This window comes from Mycobacterium sp. RTGN4 (assembly GCF_033804635.1).
Taxonomy (GTDB): domain Bacteria; phylum Actinomycetota; class Actinomycetes; order Mycobacteriales; family Mycobacteriaceae; genus Mycobacterium.
On record NZ_JAPZLB010000007.1, the window covers coordinates 292,477 to 313,749 of the forward strand.

A 21,273-nucleotide genomic window follows, 5' to 3' on the forward strand; every position below is an offset into this window, starting at 1 on the left:
CCGCACGCTAAGTGCGGAATGATTCGATGCCGGTCGAACCGTCGGTCGTCAGGTCACGTCGCGGGCCAGCAGGTCGTCCCAGGTGTCACGACGGACCACCAGTCGTGCGGCTCCGTCGCTCACGAACACCACCGGGATCCGTCGGGCGCCGTTGTACTGGTTCGACATGGTGTAGCAGTACGCCCCGGTCACCGGCAGCGCCACCAGGTCGCCGACCACCGGATCCTGAAGCGCCACACCGTCGATCAGTTGATCACCGGATTCGCAGTGCCGCCCGACCAGGCTGACCGATGCCCCGCCACCGACGCGGTCGACGACGGTGGCCTCGAAACGCTGTCCGTACAGCGCTACCTCCAGGTTGTCGCCCATGCCGCCGTCGACCGCGACATGAGTGAGTTCGCCGTGCTTCACGGTCGTCACCCGGTACACGGTGCATCCGGAGGTCGCCACCATGCTGCGGCCGGGCTCGACGATGATGCGGCTGCCCGCAGGTAGTAGCGCGTCGGCCGCCCCGACCATGGCTTCGGCGTATTCGGCGAGCGTGGGCGGATGTTCGTCGTAGGTGTAGCGCACCCCGAGCCCGCCGCCGAGGTCGTAGGTGTCGAAGTCGCCGAGGGCGGCCAGCGGCGCGACGGCCTCCGCCAGCTGTTCGACGTTGAGCAACTGCGAGCCCACGTGGGTGTGCAAGCCGTCGCAGCGCAGCACACCACTTCGCTCGATGCGGGCGATCGCCCTTCTCGCGTCATCGGGCATGAGCCCGAACTTGGAGCCCGCGTGGCCGGTGGCCACGGCCGCGTGGGTGGCTGCGACGACGCCGGGGATCACCCGGACCAGGCACGGCTGGACGTACCCGGGAGGCACGATGCGTTCCAACCGGTCGATGTCGTCGAAGTTGTCGACGACGACCAGCCCGACCCCCCTTTGCACGGCGAGCTCGAGTTCCTCGTCGGTCTTGGCGTTGCCGTGCAGCACCAGCCGGCTGGCATCGGCCCCTGCGGCAAGTGCGGTGAGGATCTCACCGCCGCCCGCGACATCGAGGTGCAAGCCCTCTTCCACCATCACACGCTGAATAGCAGTGCAGGGGAAGGACTTCGACGCGAACGCCACGTCGGTGCGTGGTCGGCGGCTGCGGAACTCGTGCAAGTACTCGCGGGCCCGCGCCCGTAACGCACCCTCGTCGACCACCATGACCGGCGTGCCGAACTCCGTTGCGAGCTCGTCGAGGCGACACCCGCCGACCACGAGAGTGCCGTCACCGTCGGTGTGGGTGCCTGGCGGGAACAGATCGAGTATCTCGTTGGCGTTCACCGGTCCTCCTCTGGTGATGGCAGCAGGACCGCCGCGGTGCGGTCGGCGATCACGGTTACTGCAGGATGCTCTTGCAGTATGGACGCCGGTACGGCCGAGGTGACCGGCCCGGCGAGGGTGGCCCGCAGCGCCCGTGCCTTGTTGGCGCCCCGGACTGCCAAGACGATGGAGCGAGCACGGCTGATTGTCCCCAGTCCCTGCGTGATGGCCCTGGTGGGTACGTCGGAAAACCGGTCGGCGAAGAAGCGGGCGTTGTCGTGCCGGGTCTCTGCCGACAGTTCGACCGTGCGCGTCGTCGAATCGAGGGCCGATCCTGGCTCGTTGAACGCCAGATGCCCGTTCGCTCCGAGGCCCGCGATCTGGACGTCCACCCCACCCAGCGCCGCGATCGCCCGCTCGAATGCATCCGCCGCGCGATCTGGGTCCGGCGCCAGGCCGTCGGGCACCAGGACGCGGGTGGCGTCGATGCGCAAGGGCCCGGCGATCACATCGTGCACGTACGCGGCATAGCTGCGTGGATTCCCTTGGCCCAGCCCGACGTATTCGTCGAGCGCAACGAGCGTCGCCGAGCTCAGGTCGATGGTGCCTGCGGCGGCGCGCCGCGCGAGCTCCCAGTAGAGCGGCAGCGGCGTCGCGCCGGTGGCGACGCCGATCCTTGACCGGGTAGCCGGCAGCCCGGCCAGTACGGCGTCCGCCGCGGTCGATCCGACGTCGCGGTCATCGACCACCAGCAACTTGAGTGCACCCAGCGCCGTCATTCCCGATCCGCTCGCAACGTGGTGCGCAACGCGTCGTGGCGATCGGCGGCGTCAGCCCACCATCCGGACCCGTGCTGGCGCGGGGCGACGCGGTGCGTCACCGCGGTGCGCGGTATCGGTGCCCCGAGGCTTGAAGCGGCGAACAGTGCGGCGCCAAGGGCCGAGTGGTCGTGTGTCGACGGGTCGACCAGTACCTCACGTCCGGTCGCGTCGGCGAGGTCCTGCCACATCAGTGGGCTTGCCGCCGCGCCGCCGCCAAGCAGGATCGGCCCGCGCCGCCCGGTGGCCTCTGCCAAAACATCCGTGCAGCGGCGCAATTCGACCACTACACCGGTGAGCAGCGCGCGGCCGACGTGCCCTGCGCTCATCCCGAGCTGCAGCCCGTGCAGGGTGCCGGTCAGGTCGGGGTCCCACAGCGCGCCCTGCTCGCCGGGGGACACGTAGGGCAGGAACACGGGGGCTTCGTCCGGGGGTACCTGCTCCGCAGCCGCAAGCAGGGCCGCCGGACCGGCGAGCCCGAGCAGGCTCGCGATGCCGTCGAACGCCGAACCCACTGCCAGCAGGTCCATTTCGAGCCCCCAGCTGGTACCGGTGAGCGGTGTGACCAGATAGCGCCGGTCGCCGTCGAGCACCGCGCTGTCGCACACGCCGAGCACGATCGCGCTGGTTCCTGCGATGACGGCGACGTCGCCGTGTCGAGTAGCGCCGACTCCGGTGGCCCCGAGTACCGAGTCGGCCGCGCCGAGTACCACTGGCATTCCGACGGGGGCGCCCCATCGCTGGCACAGCGCCGCGCGCAGCGGACGCGCGGTCGCCGCCGGCTCGACATCCGGCAGCCTGAACATGCCTGCTGCGGCGACCAATTCGTCATTCCAGCGCGCGGCTGCGAGGTCGTAGACACCGCTACCCGCCGCGGTGCTCGGGTCGGTCAGCAACTCCCCGGTCAGGTGCCAGAAGAGCACATCCTTGGCGCCGGCCACCCTGGCACCGTGCCGGTCGAGCCGGCGCAGTCGGGCGTGCATCGGGGCCAGGTAGCGGCCGTCGACCCGCTGCCCGGTGATGCGGTAGACCCCGTCGGCTCCCACGGCGTCGAGGAAGTCCTGGGCCTCGGGTTCGGCCCTGCCGTCCTCCCACGTGATCGCGGGGGACAGCGGCACGTCGTCATCGTCGAGTTCGACGAGGGTCGGCAGCATGGCCGACAACCCGAGCCCCGCCCACGACGCGGGGGGCACGTCGTAGGCGAGGTCGTTCAGCGCGCAGTCCAGGGCTGACCACCAGTCGCGGGGATCCTGTTCTGCTGCTGCGGGTTCAGGGCGGGAGGTCGAATATTCACGGCGCGCGGCGCCTCGCAGCGCTCCGTCGCCGCCCACCGCAACCACCTTCAGCGCCGACGTACCGAGGTCGACGCCGAGGAAGGCGGGCGGATGGACGGTCATGGTTAGCGCACGGGCTTTCGGCTGCGGGCCACCACGGTCAGTGCATCGGCGGCAGCGGTGAGCGTCTCGTCGATGTCGCGATCCTGGTGCACCAGCGAGACGAACAGGTTCTCGAACTGCAACGGGTGGAACAACACCCCTCGGATCACCATCTCCTGGTACCAGCGGGTGAACAGGTCCTCATCGGCGTGGGCCACCGCATCGCGCCAGTTGTGGATCGGGCCGTCGGCGAACCACAACTGGAAGACAGTGCCCAACCCCTCGACGTAGGCGTCAAGGCCGCGCTCGGTGGCCATCGCGGACAAGCCCTCGGCGAGCCGAAAGCCCAGTGCGCGTTGACGTTCGTAGAGTCCGGGCTCGGCGATGACGTCCATGGTCGCCGAGACCGCAGCGCACTGTACGACGTTGGCGTTGTAGGTACCTGAGTGCGAATACACGCCCTCGGCGACGAGGTGCATCGCCTCCATGGTGCCGCCGATCGCAGCCACCGGGAAGCCCCCACCGAGTCCCTTGGCCAGAGTGGTGATGTCAGGCAGCACCCCGAACCACTCCTGAGCGCCGCCGCGCGCGAATCGGAAACCGGTGATCACCTCGTCGAAGATCAGCAGCGCCCCGTACTTTCGGGTCTCGGTGCGCAGCAATTCAAGATAGCCGGGCGCGGGCAGGATGCACCCGGTGTTGAACACCGCGGGCTCGGTCAGCACGGCCGCCACCTCGTCGCCGCGTTCCGCCATCAGCGCGATGAAGCTCTCCGGGTCATTCCAGGTCAGCACTACGAGCGTGTCCTCGAGCTCGCTGGGTACGCCCGGACCCATCGCCACCGGACGGGGATGGTCGGCCGGCCCGGCGAGCACGGGGTCGACGTGATTGGACCAGTACACGGTGTCCTGCCAGCCGTGGTAGTGCCCCTCGAACCGGACGATGAGCCGACGTCCGGTGGTGGCGCGCGCCAGCCGCACCGCCGTGCCGACTGCCTCCGACCCTGAGTTGGTGAACCGTACCTGCTCGATGCCGGGTACCGCGGCGACGACCTTCTCGGCGGCTTCGATCTCGAGTTCGTAGGGCAACCCGAAGCAGGTACCCGAATCTGAGATCGCTTGCGCGACAGCTTCGGTCACCACCGGATGGCGATGGCCAAGAATCATCGGTCCCAACCCAAGCAGATAGTCGATGTAGGTGTTGCCGTCGGCGTCGGTCAGCCGCGACCCGGTGCCTTCGGCCATGAAGATCGGGTAGGGCCGCCATCCGTTTCGGGGCAGCCGGGCCGTCGACCCGGCGCCGCCCGGCACGGTGCGCTTGGCGCGCTCGAAGAGCGCTTGGGTACGCGGCGTCCTTGCCGCGTAGGCCTCGGCGAACGACATCGGACTCTCTTTCGTTTCGACGGTGCTCATGTCACAGTGCCGAGTTGACCGGCGCACCGATCAACGTCACGACGGTGCGGCGCAGGATCTCGGCCGAGGCGATGACGTCCGGAATCGACACCCATTCGTCGGCGGCGTGATAGTTGCCCCCGTCCGGACCGAACAGCACCGTCGGGATGCCTGCGCTCTGAAGCAGCGCGGCATCCGTCCACGCGTTCAGGCCGGTGATCTTGCTGCGCACGCCGTTGACTTCCTCGGTCGCGTCGGCGAGCGCGGTCAGTAGCGCTTCGTTGCCTTCCCCGGTGAACGGGTTGCGGTCGAGCCGGACCCTGACCTCGCCGGAGAAGCTTGGCTCCTCGGCCTTGACCTCGTCGAAGATCGCCTCGATATCGGCGACCCGGTTGGCAAGCGTCTCGCCGGGCTGGGTGCCGATCTCGATGCCGAGGACCACCTCGTTCGGATACGTGGCGTAGTCGGTGCCGCCGTGAATCGTCCCGGTGTGGAACACGGTTCGGCCGTTGCGTGGATCGGGTTTGGGTGTCCACTGCGTCTTGTCCAGCCGGTGCAGTCGGGTGATGACCTCGGCCATGTGCACGATGGCGTCGACACCCTTCTCGGGCGCTGAGCCATGCGCTGGAACGCCGTGCACCACGATGTCGATCCAGCCGAAGCCTTGATGTTCGCCGAAGATGGTGTGGGAGCCGTCGGGCTCGAGATTGATGGCCAGGTCGATCTCGTCGGCGTGGTGGGCGACCAGATGCTCCATGCCGATGCTGACGCCCTCCTCGTCGATCGCCAGTGCGATGAGCACGTTGCCCGCCAGTTGTGCTCCGGAGCGCACCAACTCGGCGGCGGCCAGCATTGCCGCGACGCAGGCGCCCTTGTCGTCGGCCACCCCGAGGCCGATCATCCGATCACCCTCGATGACGGGGTTCAGGGCCCGGTCGGGCCAGCCAGCATAGCCGACGGTGTCGCTGTGGGCGGTGAGGCAGATCGTCGGACCTGGTGCCGAACCACGTAACCAGGCAAGCACATTCGGACGTCCCGGCTCGACCTCCTCGAGGATCACCTCTAGCCCGAGCTTGGTGAACCAGTCCTGCGCGTAGCGAGCGACCTCGCCTTCGCCTGCGCCGCCAGGGATCAGCCATGGCGTGACTGAGTCGATGCGAACCATGGCCTCGAGCAGTTCGACGGTTTCTTCGCGGGTAACGGTCATGGGGTGTGCTCCTCGGTGCTGGTAGGTAAATCCGTTGGGGTGGTGGCGAAGTGGCATCGCACGGTGTGGGCGGCGCTCAACGCGTTCAGCGCGGGTTCTTCGGTGAGACAGCGCTCGGGTCGATCGAGCTCCTGGTGCAGCGGACATCGTGGTGCGAACCGGCATCCGGTGAACACCGTGGTGACATTCGTTGGCTCTCCGCGCAACAGCTTGCGCGGCCCGGTGTGCGTCTTGCCGAGCGTGGGCATAACTTCGACCAGCGCGCGGGTGTAGGGGTGCAGCGGATTGCCGATGACGTCGGTTGCAGTGCCCTCCTCGACGACCTTCCCGAGATAGAGCACCGCGACCCGGTCGGCGAAGACGCCGGCCAGCGCCAGGTCGTGGGTGATGAAAAGCGTCGCCACGCCTAGCCGTTCACGAAGATCGAGCAGCACCCGCAGCACGCCTGCGCGCACCGAGACGTCGAGCATCGACACCGGTTCGTCGGCGACCACCAGCCGTGGCTCGATGGCGAGCGCAGCCGCGATCGCGACGCGCTGACGCTGCCCGCCCGACAGTTGGAACATGCGCCTGCCAGCCACCCACGAAGCGGGGCGTAGCCCACAGTCGTGCAGCGCTGCCAGCGCCGTGGTGCGACGGACGTCCGGCTCGAGGTCCTTGCGGTGAACCACCAACCCCGCCGAGACGACGTCGAGCGCGGTGGCGTTGGCGGGCAAGCTCTCGAAGGGATCCTGGAAGATCATCTGAAAGTCACGCCGGAGCTTGCGCAGCGCATGGCCGCCGACGTGGGTGACATCGGATCCGCCGAGGAAGATCGAGCCCGACGTTGGATCTCGCAGGCGCATGATCGCACGGGCGATTGTCGTCTTCCCGCAGCCCGATTCGCCGACCAGCGCCAGGATCTCGCGGTCGTGAATGGACAGGTCGACGCCGTCGACCGCACGGGCGATCAGTCGCCTGCGACCGTGCCGCACTGGGAAGTGGACGTGGAGGTCGCGTATTTCGGCGACCACGGATTCACTCATCACGACACCTCCGCCACGGCGTCGAGGCGGTGGCACGCGGCGATGTGGCTGTCGCCGTCGGCCAGCTGGGTTAGGGCGGGCTCAACCTCTGAGCATCGAGGTAGGGCGACCGCACATCGCTCGTGAAACCGGCAGCCCGCCGGTGGATTCGAGAGATCGGGTGGGCTGCCGGGGATTCCACTGATGGAGGCTTCGCCGTCACCTAGGCGCGGGAAGCAGGCCAGTAATTGCCGTGTGTACGGGTGGGCGGGTCCCGGGTGCTCGGAAAGCACAGTCGATGCGGGCCCGCGTTCGACGATGCGGCCTGCGTACATCACCGCCACACGATCACAGAGCTCGCTGAGCACCGTCAGATCGTGCGAGATGATCAGCATCGCGAGTCCGAGCTCGTCGGAGAGCCGCCGGATCAGATCGAGGATCTGGGCCTGCGTCATGACGTCCAGCGCCGTCGTCGGTTCGTCGGCGATGACGAGATCGGGATCGCACGACAGCGCCATCGCGATCATCGCGCGTTGCTTCATGCCCCCGGAGAACTGGTGCGGATAGTCGGCGGCGCGCCCCGGGCTGATGCCGACCTGGGCGAGCAACTCGCCGACCCTCTCGCGTTGCTCGCGCCGCCGGAGTTCCGGTCGATGGGTCGCGACGGCCTCGGCGATCTGGGCCCCAATGGTCATCACCGGGTTGAACCCGTTCATGGCGCCTTGGAACACGATCGAGAGCCGCCGCCACCGCAGCGCCCGCATCTTGCGCGCGTCGAGCTCACGTAGGCCGGTTCCGGCGAATTGCATGCGGTCGGCGGTAACCTCGGCGTCGCGTGGCAGGAGGCGGGTCACTGCCAATGCCAATGTGCTCTTGCCGCAGCCGGATTCACCTGCCAGTCCGACCACCTCACCGGCATTGACGTCGAGGTCGACACCGTCGACGGCGCGGATGGGGCCCGATTCGCCGCGATAGGTGACGGTGAGGTTGCGCAGCTCCAGAAGGCTCATACCGCCGCCAATTTGGGATCGAGGATGCGCTCGAGGCTTTGACCGATGAGTGAGAACGAAAGCACCACAACGACGATTCCGATACCCGGCGGCAGGAAGTACCACCAGTACCCGTTGCCCACCGAACCGGAGACGAACGCGTCGTGCAGAATCTGACCCCACGACGAACGGGTCGGGTCGCCGAGGCCGAGGAACGACAGGGTCGCCTCTGCGAGTATCGAACCGGCGATCACCAGTACCGCGTTGGCGATGACGAGCGCCAGCACACCGGGCAGGATCAGCTTCCACAGGATGGCCAGCGGCGACAGCCCGACGGTGCGCGCCCGCGCCACCACCTCGCGTTCGCGCAGCGCCAGTGCTTGTGACCGGACGATACGCGCCGTGCTGGGCCAACTCGTCACCGCGATCACCAGGACGATCATCGGCATGCTCTGGCCGACGATCGCACCGAGCGCGATCATCAGCGGCAGGCTGGGCAGCACCAGGAAGAAATCGGTGATGCGCATCAGCACGGCGTCGATGAATCCAGTGAACCAGCCGGCCAGCACACCAACGATGGTCCCGATGAGCACCGTGAAGAACGCTGCGGCCAAACCGATCTCGAGCGACACCGAGGTGCCGGCAAGGACCTGTCGCAGGACGTCGCGGCCCAGTTCGTCGGTACCGAGCCAGTGCGCTGCACTCGGCGGCTGCAGGATGCCTGCGCGCGACGTCGCCACCGCACCCCGGTCGAACGGCGCCACCAACGGACCGATGACGGCGATGGCGACGATCACCGCTGCCATCACGATTCCGGTGCGGCCCATACAAGCCCGCCAGAGTTGGCGGCCCGTGCTGCGCCACCCGGTGGTGTCGGGGATCGGTTCGAAGACGGTCATGTCAGCCGCACCCTTGGATCGAGCCGACGGTAGACGAGGTCGCTCGCGAAGTTCGCAAGCACGACCACAACGGCGAAGACCAGGAAGCACGCCTCCATGACCGGGTAGTCGCGCCGCACCACCGACAGGTAGATCAGCTGGCCCATGCCCGGCCAGGAGAACACCGTCTCCACCTGGATGGTGCCGCCGACTACGGCGCTCGAGTACAGCGTGGTCGCGGTGACCACGGGAAGCAACGCGTTCCGGACTCCGTGGCGCCACAGCACTCGGCGGGGGTGCAGTCCCTTGGCCTTGGCGGTCGTCATGTAGTCCTCGGAAAGCGTTGCCAGTAGCGAGCTTCGGGTGATCAGGACGAACTGTGCGATGTCGACGAGCACCATCGCGATCGTTGGCAGCACAAGATGGCGGGCCAGATCGGCGAGCTGAGTGAACACCGTGGGGTACAGCGCGTCGGCGGTGAACATGCCCGCGATCGGCAGCCAGCCCAGCGTCACCGCGAACACGAATATCAGCAGCATGCCCACCCAGAAGGTGGGCAGGCTCCAGAACACCAGCGAGCCGATGACCACTCCGCCGTCGGTGCGGGTGCCCCTTCGGGAGCCCGCGAACACCCCGATGATCACGCCAAGTCCGACCACCAGCAGGGTCGACACCGCCACCAGAATGAGCGTGTTGCCAAGCGCCTTGAGCACGATCGGACCGACGGCGGCCTGGTAGGTGTAGGAGTAGCCGAGCTCACCGTGCACCAAATGTCCGACGTACTCGGCGAACTGGCTGCTGAGCGGGTCGTCGAGGCCGTAGTACGCGCGCAGCCGCGCGATCGCGGCGGCGTCCAGATGCTGACCCCTGGCGATGTGGGTGACCGGATCGCCGGGCATCAAGTGGAAGATCACGAAGTTCGTTGCGAGCACCGCCAGCACCGTCAGCACCAGGTAGGTGAGTTTCTTTGCGACGTAACGCGACATGGAGTGCGGTCGGACCTCACTTGGGCTTCACGTTGAGGTAGTTGATCCTTGGGAAGTTGAGAATCATGCCACCAGGCATCTCCTGCCAGCCGGTCCAGGTGTCGGTGCGGGTGCCGCAGAGCTTCTTCTGGTACCACATCACGATGTAGGGGCAGGCCGCGTAGTGAATGCCCTGCATTTCCTGAACCAGCTTGACGCGGGCGGCGTGGTCGATCGTGGTGTTCTGCTGCGCGTAGAGCTCGTCGTAACGCGGGTTGGTCCAGAAGGTGTCGTTGTTGCCGCCGATCTGGTCGGTCGTCGGGATGCCCAGCAGGTAGGACGGATCGTAGAGTTCGGAATCCCAACCCCACACCATGATGTCCCAGTCCGGGGCGTCGGTGTTGTACACCGTGGCACCCATGCTGTCGGCGTCGGTGGTCGACAGTTTCAGGTTGATGCCGACCGCCTTGGCGGCCGTGATGAACAGGTCCGCGGCCTTGACGTCGACGGCGGTGTCGGCGATCGCGAGGATCCGGAAGTCCAGTGGCTTGCCGTCTTTGGACTCCCGGATGCCGTCACCGTTGCGGCGGGTGTAACCGGCGGCGTCCAACAGCTGACCGGCCTTGCCGGGATTGTTGTCGAGTACGGCGTCTGGGGCCGGCACGTAGTGATAGTCGCCGAACGCGGGAGGCATGAGTCCGGTGCCCGGCTCTCCGTAGCCCGCCATCGCGAGTTCGACGAGCTGCTGGCGGCTGACCGCACAGGACAGGGCCTGGCGGACCACCGGATCGAGTAGGGTGCGATTGCCCTTGGACCCGGGCACCGTCGAACAGTTGAACCCGATCATGTGGAACGAGAACGATTCCATTTCAGTCGATTTGACGTTCTGGGCATCTTTGAGACCGGTGAAGATCGTCGGCGGCACCTCGGCAACGATGTCGATGTCGCCGGTCCGCAACGCCTGAGTGACGATGTCGTCGCTACCGAACTTGGTCCAGGTCACCTTCTCCGCGGCGGGCTTGGGACCCCACCACGAGTCGCTTCGGGTGACGGTGACGACGCTGCCCTTATTCCACGAGTCGTACTTGAACGGTCCCGTCCCGACGGGTTTGTCGTTGGCGAACTTGGGCAGGTCGTCCTTGGAGACGGTCTCCCACAGATGCTTTGGCGCGATCGGAGTGATGACGCCTGGTTCGAGGGTCTGCGGGTTTGCGTACGTGAGCTTGACCTTGTCGTTGCCCACCTTGGTGACCTCGGTCAGGTCCTTGAAGTAGGCGCCGAACGAGCCGTAGTCGTTGTCGCGGATCAGCAGGAAGGTAAACACCACGTCGTCGGCGGTAAACGGCTTGCCGTCGTGCCACGTCACGCCCGAGCGCAGGGTGTAGGTGAAGGTCTTGCCGCCATCGGTCTTTTCCACCGAGGTGGCCAGGGCGGGCACGACATTCAGCTGCGCGTCGTAGTCCATCAGCTTGTCGTACATCAGCTGGAACACGTCGTAGGACTGCGTGGAGAACGCGGTGAACGGGTTCAGTGAATCGATGTCGGTCAGCGACCCGACCCGCAACACGGTGCGAGTTGCAGTCTCCGGTGCGCAAGCGGCCAGGGCCGCGGCGCCGCCGACGGCGAGGGTGAACACCGCCGATGCCCGTATGAACTTGCGCCGATCCATTTCGACCATGAATCCATCCTTTCCCCGGCCAGTGTGCATACACAGTATTGTGAGTCTGAGAAATTATGTGGGTGTATCCGCATTGTTTCGGGGAGTTTACGCAAAAGAGCACCTCTTACAGCAGGTCAAGGGTCCTAGCTATGACACAGCGGGACATGATGCATAGTTAGTATGTGCTTTGCCGTGTACAGCACGATTATGAAGGGAGGCGGCATGCCGGCAGCGAAGGGCGGAGCCGCGGCGGGCGGCGACCGCAAGCTGCGCTACCAGCAGGTGCAGGAACTGGTGCTGAGCATCATGGCCGAGCGCGAGTTGCAACCCGGCGACCGGCTACCGTCGACCGCAGAACTCGCCGAGATCGCAGAGGTCAGCAGCATTTCGGTGCGTCGGGCGCTCGATGAACTGGAGCGGGCCGGACGAATCCGGAGGCACCAGGGCCTCGGCACCTTCGTCGCCGAACCCCGCATTGCGACCGATCCGACCCGGCCTGGCGAGCTGCTTCACACGCTGATCGGCGAGCCAGGACGTCCGACGACGGTGACGACGTCGCTGATCGCCTTGTCCGTCGGATTGCCGAGTTCGACGATCGCCAAGGCGCTCGGCGTCGACACCGGCCAACCGGTATGGGAGATCTGGCGAAAGCGCAGCATCGAGGGCCCCGACAAGGTGTCCGACCAGATCCTCGAACGCGCCGTGCTGCCGTTGAGCAGGGTGCCTGCCATCGACCAGGAAGGGCTGGCCCGGGGTGACTCGCTGTACCGCTTCGTTCAGGAGCGGTACGGACTGACCGACGAACACACCGAGCAGGCGTTCGAGGTCGACAGTCCCAACAGCTGGGAGGCCGAACAGCTCGGGCTGCCCGCCAACGAACCGGTCGTGCGAATCCGCGGGGTCAGCTTCGACGCGGCCGGGCAAGCGTTCGACTGCTTTGAACAGTGCTACCGGGCAACCAAATTCACGTTCTACAGCGCCGGTCAGACCAGGCATCGGATCCTCGGGCCGTCGGAGCTGTCCAACTGGTCGGTGTCACCGCTGGCCAACCCGCAGTGAGCTAGCCGCGGTCGGGCAGCGCTCGCTCTACGATCAAACGGCGCCGATGCGGTTCGCGTTCACCACGTTTGGCCGCAAGGTAGACCTGCGTGGTCTCGGCGGCGACGGTGTGCCAATCGAAGTCGGAGGTGAGCCGGGCCCTGGCCGCCGACGCTCGGCGTTGCGCAGCGGCGGGATCGTCCAAGACGCCCCGCACGGCAGCGGCCAGTGCGGCGACGTCCCGCGGCGGGAATGAGACCCCGGTCTCGCCGTTGATGACGGCTTCGCCGAGGCCACCGACGTTCGACGTGACGAGTGGCGCGCCCGTCGCCGCGGCTTCGAGCGCGACGATGCCGAACGGCTCGTAGTGGCTGGGCAGCACGGCCGCGTCGGTGTCATGTAGCAGCGCGACGAGTTGCTCGTGATCTAAGCGGCCGACGAACTCGATCGCCTTGAGCACCTTGTGCTTTCGAGCCTGTTCCACGAGGAAGTCCTGTTGCGTACCGTCGCCTGCGATGGTCAGCGTGGTGCCGGGGTGAGTGCGCCTGATTCGCGGCATGGCCGCGATGGCGTCGTGGATGCCCTTCTCGTACTCGAGTCGACCGAGGTAGAGCAGCCGAGCCGGGCCGCTGCGGGGCTTGCGCTTGGCGAACGGCCACATTCCCGCGTCGATCCCATTGCGAATGACCCGGAGCTCCGCGAGCCCCGGTCCGAAGAGTTCGGTGAGCTCGTCGCCCATCGACGCCGAACATGTGATGAGCGAGTCGGATTCGCGCACCAACCAGCCCTCGACGGCGTGCACCTGCCTGCTGATGCGGCCGGACACCCACCCGGAGTGCCTGCCCGCCTCGGTAGCGTGAATCGTGGAAATCAGTGGGACGTCGAAGTTTTCGGCCAATGCGATCGCCGGGTGGGCGACCAGCCAGTCATGCGCGTGCACGACGTCGGGACGCCACGGCTTGCTGGGGCGTTGGGTCTTCAGCGCCAGTCCGGCCCGAACCATCGCGTGGCCCATGGCGAGCGTCCACGCCATCATGTCGGTCCCGAAATCGAACTCGTGCGGGTCCTGGGCGGCCGCCACGACCCGCACGCCCTCGCTGAGCTCGTCGGTCGACGGGTGGCTGGCGGGGTCGGTGTCGAACGGGCGACGGCTCAGTACGACCACCTCGTGGCCCGCGGACGCGAGCGCCGTCGCGAGGTGGTGGACATGGCGTCCGAGCCCGCCGACCACCACGGGCGGGTACTCCCACGACACCATCAGCACCTTCATCGCGGCAAGCGCCTGGCATCCAGGGCCCCGAACAAGCCGTCGGCGCGGTTCCAGCCGTCGGCCAGCCGCTGCGCGTGATCCCGACGGCCGGAGGCCAGCGCGTCGGCGATCTCGCGGGTCGCGTGGGCGTGCAGGTGAGCCCGATAGCGGGCGTAGTCGGCGGCGGTGTCCTTGCTGACCATGAACGGCCAGTCGCTCGACACCGTCAGCAACGCCTCCCGCAGGATCTGGTCGGCCACTCTGTCGCGGGGAGTGGGGGCACCGATGGAGGCGTTCTGCGCCAGCGCCTTGTCCACCGTCGAAAGCGCGGCGTCGACCACTTCGTTGTTGAGGTGCACGATGTCGGTGACCTGGCTCCCATTCCATACCTGCCAGTCCTTGCCGGAACCCCAAGAACTGGGCGGCAATTCGACGGAGCTGCCGACGAAGCCGTCGTCGATGGCGTCGGACAGCGTGCCGATGCGGACTCCGGCCGCCGGCAGCGCGCGCAGCACCCGCTCCAGCCAGACCGGGCCCTCGTACCACCAGTGGCCGAACAGTTCGGTGTCGAACGCCGCGACGACGTGCGCAGGGCGACCGAGGCGTTCCGACTCGGAGTGCAGCCGTCGTCGCACGACGTCGACGAAGTCGGCCACGTGCGCGTCGATGGCGGCATCGGCGCGCTCCGGGTCGTAGGGCGCCTTGTCCTCGGACGGAACCGCGCGTCCGGTGACCCTGGCCGGCTTCAACCCGGTGAGGTGGTCGTAGGTGTAGAAGTCGCGATAGGCGGCGTGACCCGGATAGCCCGACTTCGGTGACCACACCCGGTAGCTCACCTGGAGATCGCGACCGAAGGCGATGACGTCGGACCCGGCGACTGGCCTGCCGAGCGCGGTGTCGCCGTGCAGCGAGGGTCCGTCGACCATGAAGTGCGTCACACCGGCCGCGGCGTATCCGTCCTCCATGCCGGGCGCGTATGCGCACTCGGGCGCCCAGATGCCGCCTGGCGTGTGGGCGAACCGCTGGCCGGCGTCGGCGAGGCCTTCGCGGAGTGCGAACTCACGCAGCCGCGGATTCAGCAGCGGCTGAAAGGGGTGCGACAGCGGGCCGCCGAGCAGTTCGATGGTGTCCGCGTCGATCAACTGCCTCAGCAGCGGGCTACCGCCGTGACGCCACGACGTGGCGAGTTCGTCGAGCGCGCGGCCTGCTTCGGCGTACTCGCGAATCCCGAACGCGCGCATGGCTTCCGGTGTCGCGTATGCGCCGTTGCCTGCGCTGTCGCGTAGCGTGGCCGCCTCGCGCGCACGCAGCTGCCAGTTGGACACCCAGTGCTGCATTCCGGTCAGGCAGTACGGATCGTCGAGTTGCGCGGTGACCACCGGCGTCATGCCGAGCGTGACGAGCCGCTGCCTGCCCTCACCTGCCAGGGTGCGCAGCACCCGCATCAACGGAAGGTAGGACGCTGCCCACGACTGGTACAGCCATTCCTCGCCGACCGGCCACCGCCCGTGATGCGCGAGCCACGGCAGATGCGTGTGGAGGACGAGGGTGAAGAGGCCGGGCGCCGGCGGATGTGTCACGGACGCACCGCGATGGCGACGAGGTCGAGGCTCTCGTCAATGTCGCGCTGGTTTGCGTCGACGAGTTCGAAGTCGCCGGTGGAGAGCCCGGCCACGTCGGCCAGCAGGTCGTCCGGCCACGGCGCGTCGGCGACGGCGCGGGCAATCTGCGCGTCGATGATGGAACCGCCGTACTTCTCGTCGAGTTCGACCAGCCGCGGCCCGTGGAAGACGCCGAGCATGACCTCGATGGCGAAGCCCGACTCGACGAGCAATTCGGTGAGTTCGGCGGCATTGAGTTCACGGGTATGAAACGGATTAAGCGGGGTGTCCCGCCCGGGGGAGAACGTGATGCGGTTGGGAGTGGACATCAGCAGCACCCCACCCGGACGTAGCACCCGGTGGCATTCGGTGACGAATTGACCCTGGTCCCAAAGGTGTTCGATCACCTGGAAGTTGACCACCACGTCCACTGCACCTGCGGGCAGCGGTAATTCGGCCAGATTGCCGTGGCGCATGTCGATCCTGGGGTACCTGGCCCGCACGTGCGCAACGGTCTGCTCGTCGTAGTCGAGGCCGATCACCCGGGTTGCGTGCTCGGCAATGAGGTCTGCCCCGTAGCCCTCGCCGCAGCCCGCTTCCAATACGTCGCGGTCCGCGCAGCGTTGCGTCAGCCGTCGGTAGACGACCTCGTGGCGACGGAACCAGTAGTTCTCCTCCGCCAGCCCTGGCACCGTGCGTTCGCCGGTGAGGGGGAGGTCAGCCGACGGCCCGTGGACGGAATATGTGCTCATTGCAAACGCAGGCTAACGCAGGGGAGTGGTTTGTCACCCGACCATGAACGCTTCACCGACGCAAGGGGAGGTCAGCACACAAACGCAGACCGGTTATGGTGTTTCTGCGTATCACCTAAAGTTACCGACGAGTAACATGGTGTTCATTGCGTAAGACGTGATAACACAGGCCGCTTTCCGGCCTCATCGAGGAGGACGAACCACACCCATGACGAACATCGTGGTCCTGATCAAGCAGGTCCCAGACTACGAGAATCGCCAACTCTCGGATGACTTCACGCTGGACCGGGCTGGTAGCGACCCCGTGCTGGACGAGATCAACGAGAAGGCGGTCGAGGTCGCGCTACAACTCAAGGAGAAGCACGCGGACGCCGGCTACAACGTAGTCGTGCTGACCGCAGGCCCTGCGACTGCCGAATCGGCGATCCGTCGGGCGCTGTCGATGGGCGCCGACGAGGCGTACCACCTCTCCGATGAGGGACTGCACGGCTCGGACGCCATCCAGACCTCGTTCGCGCTGGCGAGTGCGCTCGGACAGATCGAGGACATCGGGCTCGTCATCGCGGGCAACGAGTCCAGTGACGGCGTCGGCGGGGCCATCCCCGCGATGCTCGCGCACTACCTCGGACTGCCCCAGCTGACGCACCTGCGCACCATCGACGTCAACGACGGCAAGGTCACCGGCGAGCGCGAGACCGATGACGGCGTTTTCGAACTCGAGGCCACCGTGCCCGCGGTCATCAGCGTCAGCGAGAAGATCGTCGAGGACGCCCGATTCCCCTCCTTCAAGGGCATCATGGCCGCCAAGAAGAAGCCCGTCGCAGCGTTGACGCTGGCCGGAATCGGCGTCGAAGCCGACGAGGTTGGTGGCGCGAATGCGTGGTCGACCGTGTCCTCGGCCACCCCGAAGCCCCCGAAGACAGCGGGCGAGAAGGTGACCGACGAGGGCGAGGGCGGCAAGCAGATTGCCGACTACCTCGTCGCGCAGAAGCTCGTCTGAGCTCAGTCGATCCTTCTCCAGACCTACTTAGAACCCATACGCAGAGAGCGAAGGCAATGGCAGAAGTACTCGTGCTCGTCGAGCACGCAGAAGGCAAGTTGAAGACCATCACCGGTGAGCTCATCACCGCGGCGCGCACACTGGGCGAGCCGTCGGCCGTCGTGGTTGCCGCTCCTGGCACCGCAGCGACGCTCACCGACGCACTGAAGGCGGCCGGCGCGGCGAAGATCTACGCCGCCGAGTCCGACGTCGTCGATCAGTACCTCGTCACCCCCAAGGTGGCGGTGCTGGAGGGGCTCATCGAATCGGCTTCCCCGGCAGCGGTATTGGTCGCCTCCACAGCCGAGGGCAAGGAAGTTGCCGGTCGCCTTGCGGCCGCGACCTACTCCGGTGTGCTGTGGGACGTCGTCGGTGTCAACGAGGGCCCGGTCGGCGTCCACTCGGTGTTCGGTGGTGCGTACACCGTCGAGGCGAAGGCCGCCAGCGACGTCACGATCATCGCGCTGCGCCCGGGTTCGGTCGAGGCCGAGCCAGCTGACGGGGCAGGCGAATTGGTGACCGTCGAGGTGCCCGCGCCCGCGGAGAATGCCACCAAGGTCACGGCTCGTCACCCCGCGCAGAAGAGCGCGCGCCCGGAGCTCACCGAGGCCAAGATCGTCGTCTCCGGCGGTCGTGGTGTCGGCAGCAAGGAGAACTTCGGCGTCATCGAAGAGCTCGCCGACGCTTTCGGTGCTGCCGTCGGTGCCTCCCGCGCCGCCGTCGACTCGGGCTTCTACGAGGGCCAGTTCCAGGTGGGCCAGACCGGCAAGACCGTGTCGCCGCTGCTGTACATCGCGCTGGGCATCTCCGGGGCGATCCAGCACAAGGCCGGTATGCAGACGTCCAAGACGATCGTCGCGGTCAACAAGGACGAAGAGGCACCGATCTTCGACATCGCCGACTACGGCGTGGTTGGCGATCTCTTCAAGGTTGCGCCGCAGCTGACCGAGGCGGTCAAGACCCGCAAGGGGTAGTTCTCCAGACAAGACGCGCAATGGGCGCGCCGAGGTGTGGTTTCCACACCTTCGGCGCGCCCATTCGTCACTCAGCGTGCACGGACACGTTACGTAGCCGTAGTCGGCTCGCCTACCTGCTCAGCGAACGTGCTGGATATGAGCACCGCATCCGTACTCATAGCCGCTGATGAACTCGGTGGCGCGATCCCAAGTGCGACGGGGCCGCGCTACACCCTGCTCGTTTCGACCGACCCTGCGCTCATCGATGCCGCGCAGCGTCTGCGTCACGACGTGTTCACCTCCGAGCCTGGCTTCGACCTCTCCGGGGCCGCCCCGGGGTTCGACGCCGGCCGAGATGCCGACCGCTTCGACGAATTCTGTGACCACCTGCTGGTTCGCGAGGACGGGTCAGGCGAGCTAGTCGGCTGTTACCGCATGCTCCCGCCGCCGGGCGCCATCGCCGCGGGCGGCCTCTACACGGCCACTGAGTTCGACGTGAGCGCCCTCGACGCGCTACGGCCGGCACTCGTAGAGATGGGCCGGGCGGTGGTCCGCGAGGATCACCGCAACGGCGCGGTCGTGCTGCTGATGTGGGCGGGCATTCTGGCCTACCTCGATCGCTGCGGGTACGACTACGTGACGGGCTGCGTCTCGGTGCCAGTGGACGGCGGCAACGGCGAGCCACTCGGCACGCAGATCCGCGGGGTGCGGGACTTCGTGCGCAAGCGCCACGCGTCGGAGTACACCGTCCGTCCGCATCGGCCGGTGCTCATCGACGGCAAGGGCCTGGACGACATCGCGCCGCCGGATCGACTGGGCGTCCCACCGCTGATGCGGGGTTACCTGCGCCTCGGTGCGAAAGTCTGCGGCGAACCGGCGCACGATCCGGACTTCGGCGTCGGCGACTTCCCCGCGCTGCTCGACAAGCGCGAGGCCGACGTCCGCTACCTCACACGGTTGAGATCGGTGTCGCAGGCCACCGACATGACTCAAGGGGCATCGGAATGAGCAGCCACGACCTCAGTGAGCATCCCTGGCTGCCCCGCGCCTCCTGCGGCGCCCACTGCATCGGAGTCGATGCGAACGCGTCGCGGCGGTCGGTCGTGGCACTGCGCACCACCGGCCGCGTGTGCTGTGCGCTGCTGTTGTTCGCCGCGGTGCCGATGCTCGCCGTCCCACTGCCCGGCCGTTCGCGTATTCAGCGGGTCTACTGCAGGCTGATGCTGCGCTGCCTCGGCGTGCGAATCACGGTGTCCGGCGGTCCGATTCGCAACCTCAGCGGTGTGCTGGTGGTCAGCGGTCACGTGTCGTGGGTGGACATCTTCGTGATCGGCTCTGTGCTTCCTGGCTCGTTCGTCGCGCGCGCCGATCTCATCGACTGGCCTGCGCTGGGTTTCCTCGCGCGGCTGATGAAGGTGATCCCGATCGAGCGCACCAATCTGCGTCGGCTGCCCGATGTAGTGCGCACCATCGCCGTCCGGTTGCGGGCCGGTCAGACCGTGGTGGCCTTCCCGGAAGGCACCACGTGGTGCGGGCTGGGCTACGGCGCCTTCCGCCCCGCTATGTTCCAGGGCGCCATCGACGCGGGCCGCCCCGTGCAACCGCTGCGCCTGAACTATCACCATCGCGACGGTCAGCCTTCGACGGTGCCCGCATTCATCGGCGACGACAGCTTGTTGGCGTCCATCCGGCGCGTCATCACGGCGCGGCTCACCATCTGCCACGTGCAGGTGCAGTCACTGCAGTTGCCTGGCGACGACCGCCGCGACCTGACCGCGCGCTGCGAGGCCGCGGTGCGTGGAACCACCGTCCGGGCGGGGGCGCACGCGCTGGTTGCCTGAGCCCGGTTGGGCGGCCGGTATCCTTGGTGAGCTATGCGTGCCGTCTACCTGGATCATGCCGCCACCACCCCGATGCAACCCGCTGCCATCGAGGCGATGACGGACGTGCTGGCGACGGTCGGCAATGCTTCCTCGCTGCACACCGCGGGCCGCACCGCGCGCCGCCGGATGGAGGAGGCGCGCGAGACACTCGCAGGTCTGCTCGGTGCCCGGCCGTCGGAGGTCATCTTCACCGCGGGCGGCACCGAGAGCGACAACCTGGCGGTCAAGGGCATCTTCTGGGCACGCCGGGACGCCGATCCACGCCGCCGCCGCATCATCAGTTCACCCGTCGAACACCACGCGGTGTTGGACGCCGTGGAGTGGCTGGTCGAGCACGAGGGCGCCGATGTGACGTGGCTGCCCGTCGATTCCGATGGCGCCGTCGCACCGTCGGCACTGCGGGAAGCCCTGCAGGCGCATGACGACGTCGCGCTGGTTTCGATCATGTGGGCCAACAACGAGGTCGGCACCATCATGCCGATCTCCGACCTGGCCGCGGTCGCCGCCGAATTCGACGTGCCGATGCACAGCGATGCGATCCAGGCCGTCGGTCACATCCCCGTCCAGTTCGGGGCCAGCGGGCTCTCGGCGATGAGCATCGCCGCCCACAAGTTCGGCGGTCCAACCGGCGTCGGGGCCCTGTTCCTGCGCCGGGACACCGCCTGCGTGCCGCTGCTTCACGGTGGCGGTCAGGAGCGCGACGTGCGCTCGGGCACTCCCGACGTCGCTGGGGCGGTCGCGATGGCCGCCGCGGCACGGGTCGCGGTCGAAGGCCTCAATGACAATCGGGCCCGGCTGAGCGCGCTGCGCGACCGGCTTGTCGACGGGGTGCGCTCCACCATCGACGACGTCGACCTCAACGGAGCCGTCGGCGACGGGCGGCTGCCAGGGAACACACACTTCACCTTCCGCGGGTGTGAGGGCGACGCGCTGCTGATGTTGTTGGACGCCAAGGGCATTGAATGTTCGACGGGTTCGGCGTGCACGGCCGGAGTGGCCCAGCCGTCGCACGTATTGATCGCGATGGGTGCCGACGCGGCGAGCGCGCGCGGATCGCTGCGCTTTTCGTTGGGGCACAACAGCACCGAAGCCGACGTCGATGCGGCGCTTGACGTGCTGCCCGCGGCCGTGAACCGTGCCCGCGAGGCGGCGCTCGCCAGCGCGGGGCACGCGAAGTAGT

Annotated in this window: 19 protein-coding genes; 6 read left to right on the forward strand and 13 right to left on the reverse strand. The window is 67.3% G+C overall.

What is annotated here, in order from left to right; genetic code table 11:
* Positions 1-48 precede the first annotated feature (48 nt).
* The 10 genes from lysA to SLQ30_RS17620 are packed head-to-tail and all read right to left on the reverse strand — an operon-like array spanning position 49 to position 11,593.
* On the reverse strand, positions 49-1,308 hold the full coding sequence (gene lysA / locus SLQ30_RS17575) for a diaminopimelate decarboxylase (protein WP_319447043.1): 1,260 nt from the start codon (positions 1,306-1,308) through the stop codon (positions 49-51).
* Positions 1,305-2,066, reverse strand: a complete 762-nt coding sequence (locus tag SLQ30_RS17580; RefSeq protein ID WP_319447042.1) for a glucosamine-6-phosphate deaminase — start codon at positions 2,064-2,066, stop codon at positions 1,305-1,307. Before SLQ30_RS17580 ends, lysA begins: the two co-directional genes overlap by 4 nt.
* Positions 2,063-3,502: an FGGY-family carbohydrate kinase gene (locus tag SLQ30_RS17585; protein WP_319447041.1), complete on the reverse strand. Its 1,440-nt coding sequence runs from the start codon at positions 3,500-3,502 to the stop codon at positions 2,063-2,065. Before SLQ30_RS17585 ends, SLQ30_RS17580 begins: the two co-directional genes overlap by 4 nt.
* A 2-nt stretch (positions 3,503-3,504) precedes the next feature.
* On the reverse strand, positions 3,505-4,893 hold the full coding sequence (locus tag SLQ30_RS17590) for an aspartate aminotransferase family protein (protein ID WP_319447040.1): 1,389 nt from the start codon (positions 4,891-4,893) through the stop codon (positions 3,505-3,507).
* A gap of 1 nt (position 4,894) precedes the next feature.
* A complete protein-coding gene (locus SLQ30_RS17595; RefSeq protein WP_319447039.1) occupies positions 4,895-6,079 on the reverse strand; it encodes a M20 family metallopeptidase in 1,185 nt (394 codons plus the stop codon).
* Positions 6,076-7,104 (reverse strand): ABC transporter ATP-binding protein, encoded by a 1,029-nt coding sequence (locus SLQ30_RS17600; RefSeq protein ID WP_319447038.1) that lies wholly within the window; start codon positions 7,102-7,104, stop codon positions 6,076-6,078. Before SLQ30_RS17600 ends, SLQ30_RS17595 begins: the two co-directional genes overlap by 4 nt.
* Positions 7,104-8,093, reverse strand: a complete 990-nt coding sequence (locus tag SLQ30_RS17605; protein WP_319447037.1) for an ABC transporter ATP-binding protein — start codon at positions 8,091-8,093, stop codon at positions 7,104-7,106. The genes SLQ30_RS17600 and SLQ30_RS17605 overlap by 1 nt, the downstream gene beginning before the upstream one ends.
* The gene (locus tag SLQ30_RS17610; protein ID WP_319447036.1) at positions 8,090-8,971 is read right to left on the reverse strand and encodes an ABC transporter permease; all 882 of its coding nucleotides are present in this window, start codon (positions 8,969-8,971) and stop codon (positions 8,090-8,092) included. Before SLQ30_RS17610 ends, SLQ30_RS17605 begins: the two co-directional genes overlap by 4 nt.
* Positions 8,968-9,936: an ABC transporter permease gene (locus SLQ30_RS17615; protein WP_319447035.1), complete on the reverse strand. Its 969-nt coding sequence runs from the start codon at positions 9,934-9,936 to the stop codon at positions 8,968-8,970. Before SLQ30_RS17615 ends, SLQ30_RS17610 begins: the two co-directional genes overlap by 4 nt.
* 16 nt (positions 9,937-9,952) lie before the next feature.
* Positions 9,953-11,593, reverse strand: coding sequence for an ABC transporter substrate-binding protein (locus tag SLQ30_RS17620; protein WP_319447034.1), 1,641 nt, complete (start codon positions 11,591-11,593; stop codon positions 9,953-9,955).
* A gap of 204 nt (positions 11,594-11,797) precedes the next feature.
* Here SLQ30_RS17620 and SLQ30_RS17625 point away from each other — a divergent pair, with 204 nt between their 5' ends.
* Entirely contained in the window at positions 11,798-12,634 is an 837-nt protein-coding gene (locus SLQ30_RS17625) for a GntR family transcriptional regulator (protein ID WP_319447033.1), read from the forward strand.
* 1 nt (position 12,635) lies between these two features.
* Here SLQ30_RS17625 and SLQ30_RS17630 read toward each other — a convergent pair whose 3' ends face one another.
* From SLQ30_RS17630 to SLQ30_RS17640, 3 genes are read right to left on the reverse strand one after another with little or no spacing between them, the layout of a single operon-like run.
* Positions 12,636-13,883, reverse strand: coding sequence for a glycosyltransferase family 4 protein (locus tag SLQ30_RS17630; RefSeq protein ID WP_319447032.1), 1,248 nt, complete (start codon positions 13,881-13,883; stop codon positions 12,636-12,638).
* The gene (locus tag SLQ30_RS17635; protein WP_319447031.1) at positions 13,880-15,442 is read right to left on the reverse strand and encodes a glycoside hydrolase family 57 protein; all 1,563 of its coding nucleotides are present in this window, start codon (positions 15,440-15,442) and stop codon (positions 13,880-13,882) included. Before SLQ30_RS17635 ends, SLQ30_RS17630 begins: the two co-directional genes overlap by 4 nt.
* Positions 15,439-16,215, reverse strand: a complete 777-nt coding sequence (locus SLQ30_RS17640) for a class I SAM-dependent methyltransferase (protein WP_319447030.1) — start codon at positions 16,213-16,215, stop codon at positions 15,439-15,441. Before SLQ30_RS17640 ends, SLQ30_RS17635 begins: the two co-directional genes overlap by 4 nt.
* A gap of 208 nt (positions 16,216-16,423) precedes the next feature.
* Between SLQ30_RS17640 and SLQ30_RS17645 the strand changes: the two genes are divergently transcribed.
* The 5 genes from SLQ30_RS17645 to SLQ30_RS17665 all read left to right on the forward strand — a co-directional run bounded on the left by SLQ30_RS17645 (position 16,424) and on the right by SLQ30_RS17665 (position 21,272).
* Complete coding sequence (locus tag SLQ30_RS17645; protein ID WP_319447029.1) at positions 16,424-17,215, forward strand: electron transfer flavoprotein subunit beta/FixA family protein; 792 nt, start codon at positions 16,424-16,426, stop codon at positions 17,213-17,215.
* Positions 17,216-17,271: 56 nt separating this feature from the next.
* Complete coding sequence (locus SLQ30_RS17650; RefSeq protein WP_319447028.1) at positions 17,272-18,228, forward strand: electron transfer flavoprotein subunit alpha/FixB family protein; 957 nt, start codon at positions 17,272-17,274, stop codon at positions 18,226-18,228.
* A gap of 138 nt (positions 18,229-18,366) precedes the next feature.
* Positions 18,367-19,218 (forward strand): GNAT family N-acetyltransferase, encoded by an 852-nt coding sequence (locus SLQ30_RS17655; RefSeq protein WP_319447027.1) that lies wholly within the window; start codon positions 18,367-18,369, stop codon positions 19,216-19,218.
* Positions 19,215-20,051 (forward strand): lysophospholipid acyltransferase family protein, encoded by an 837-nt coding sequence (locus SLQ30_RS17660; RefSeq protein WP_319447026.1) that lies wholly within the window; start codon positions 19,215-19,217, stop codon positions 20,049-20,051. Before SLQ30_RS17655 ends, SLQ30_RS17660 begins: the two co-directional genes overlap by 4 nt.
* 33 nt (positions 20,052-20,084) lie before the next feature.
* Positions 20,085-21,272, forward strand: a complete 1,188-nt coding sequence (locus tag SLQ30_RS17665) for a cysteine desulfurase family protein (RefSeq protein WP_319447025.1) — start codon at positions 20,085-20,087, stop codon at positions 21,270-21,272.
* Position 21,273: the final 1 nt, after the last annotated feature.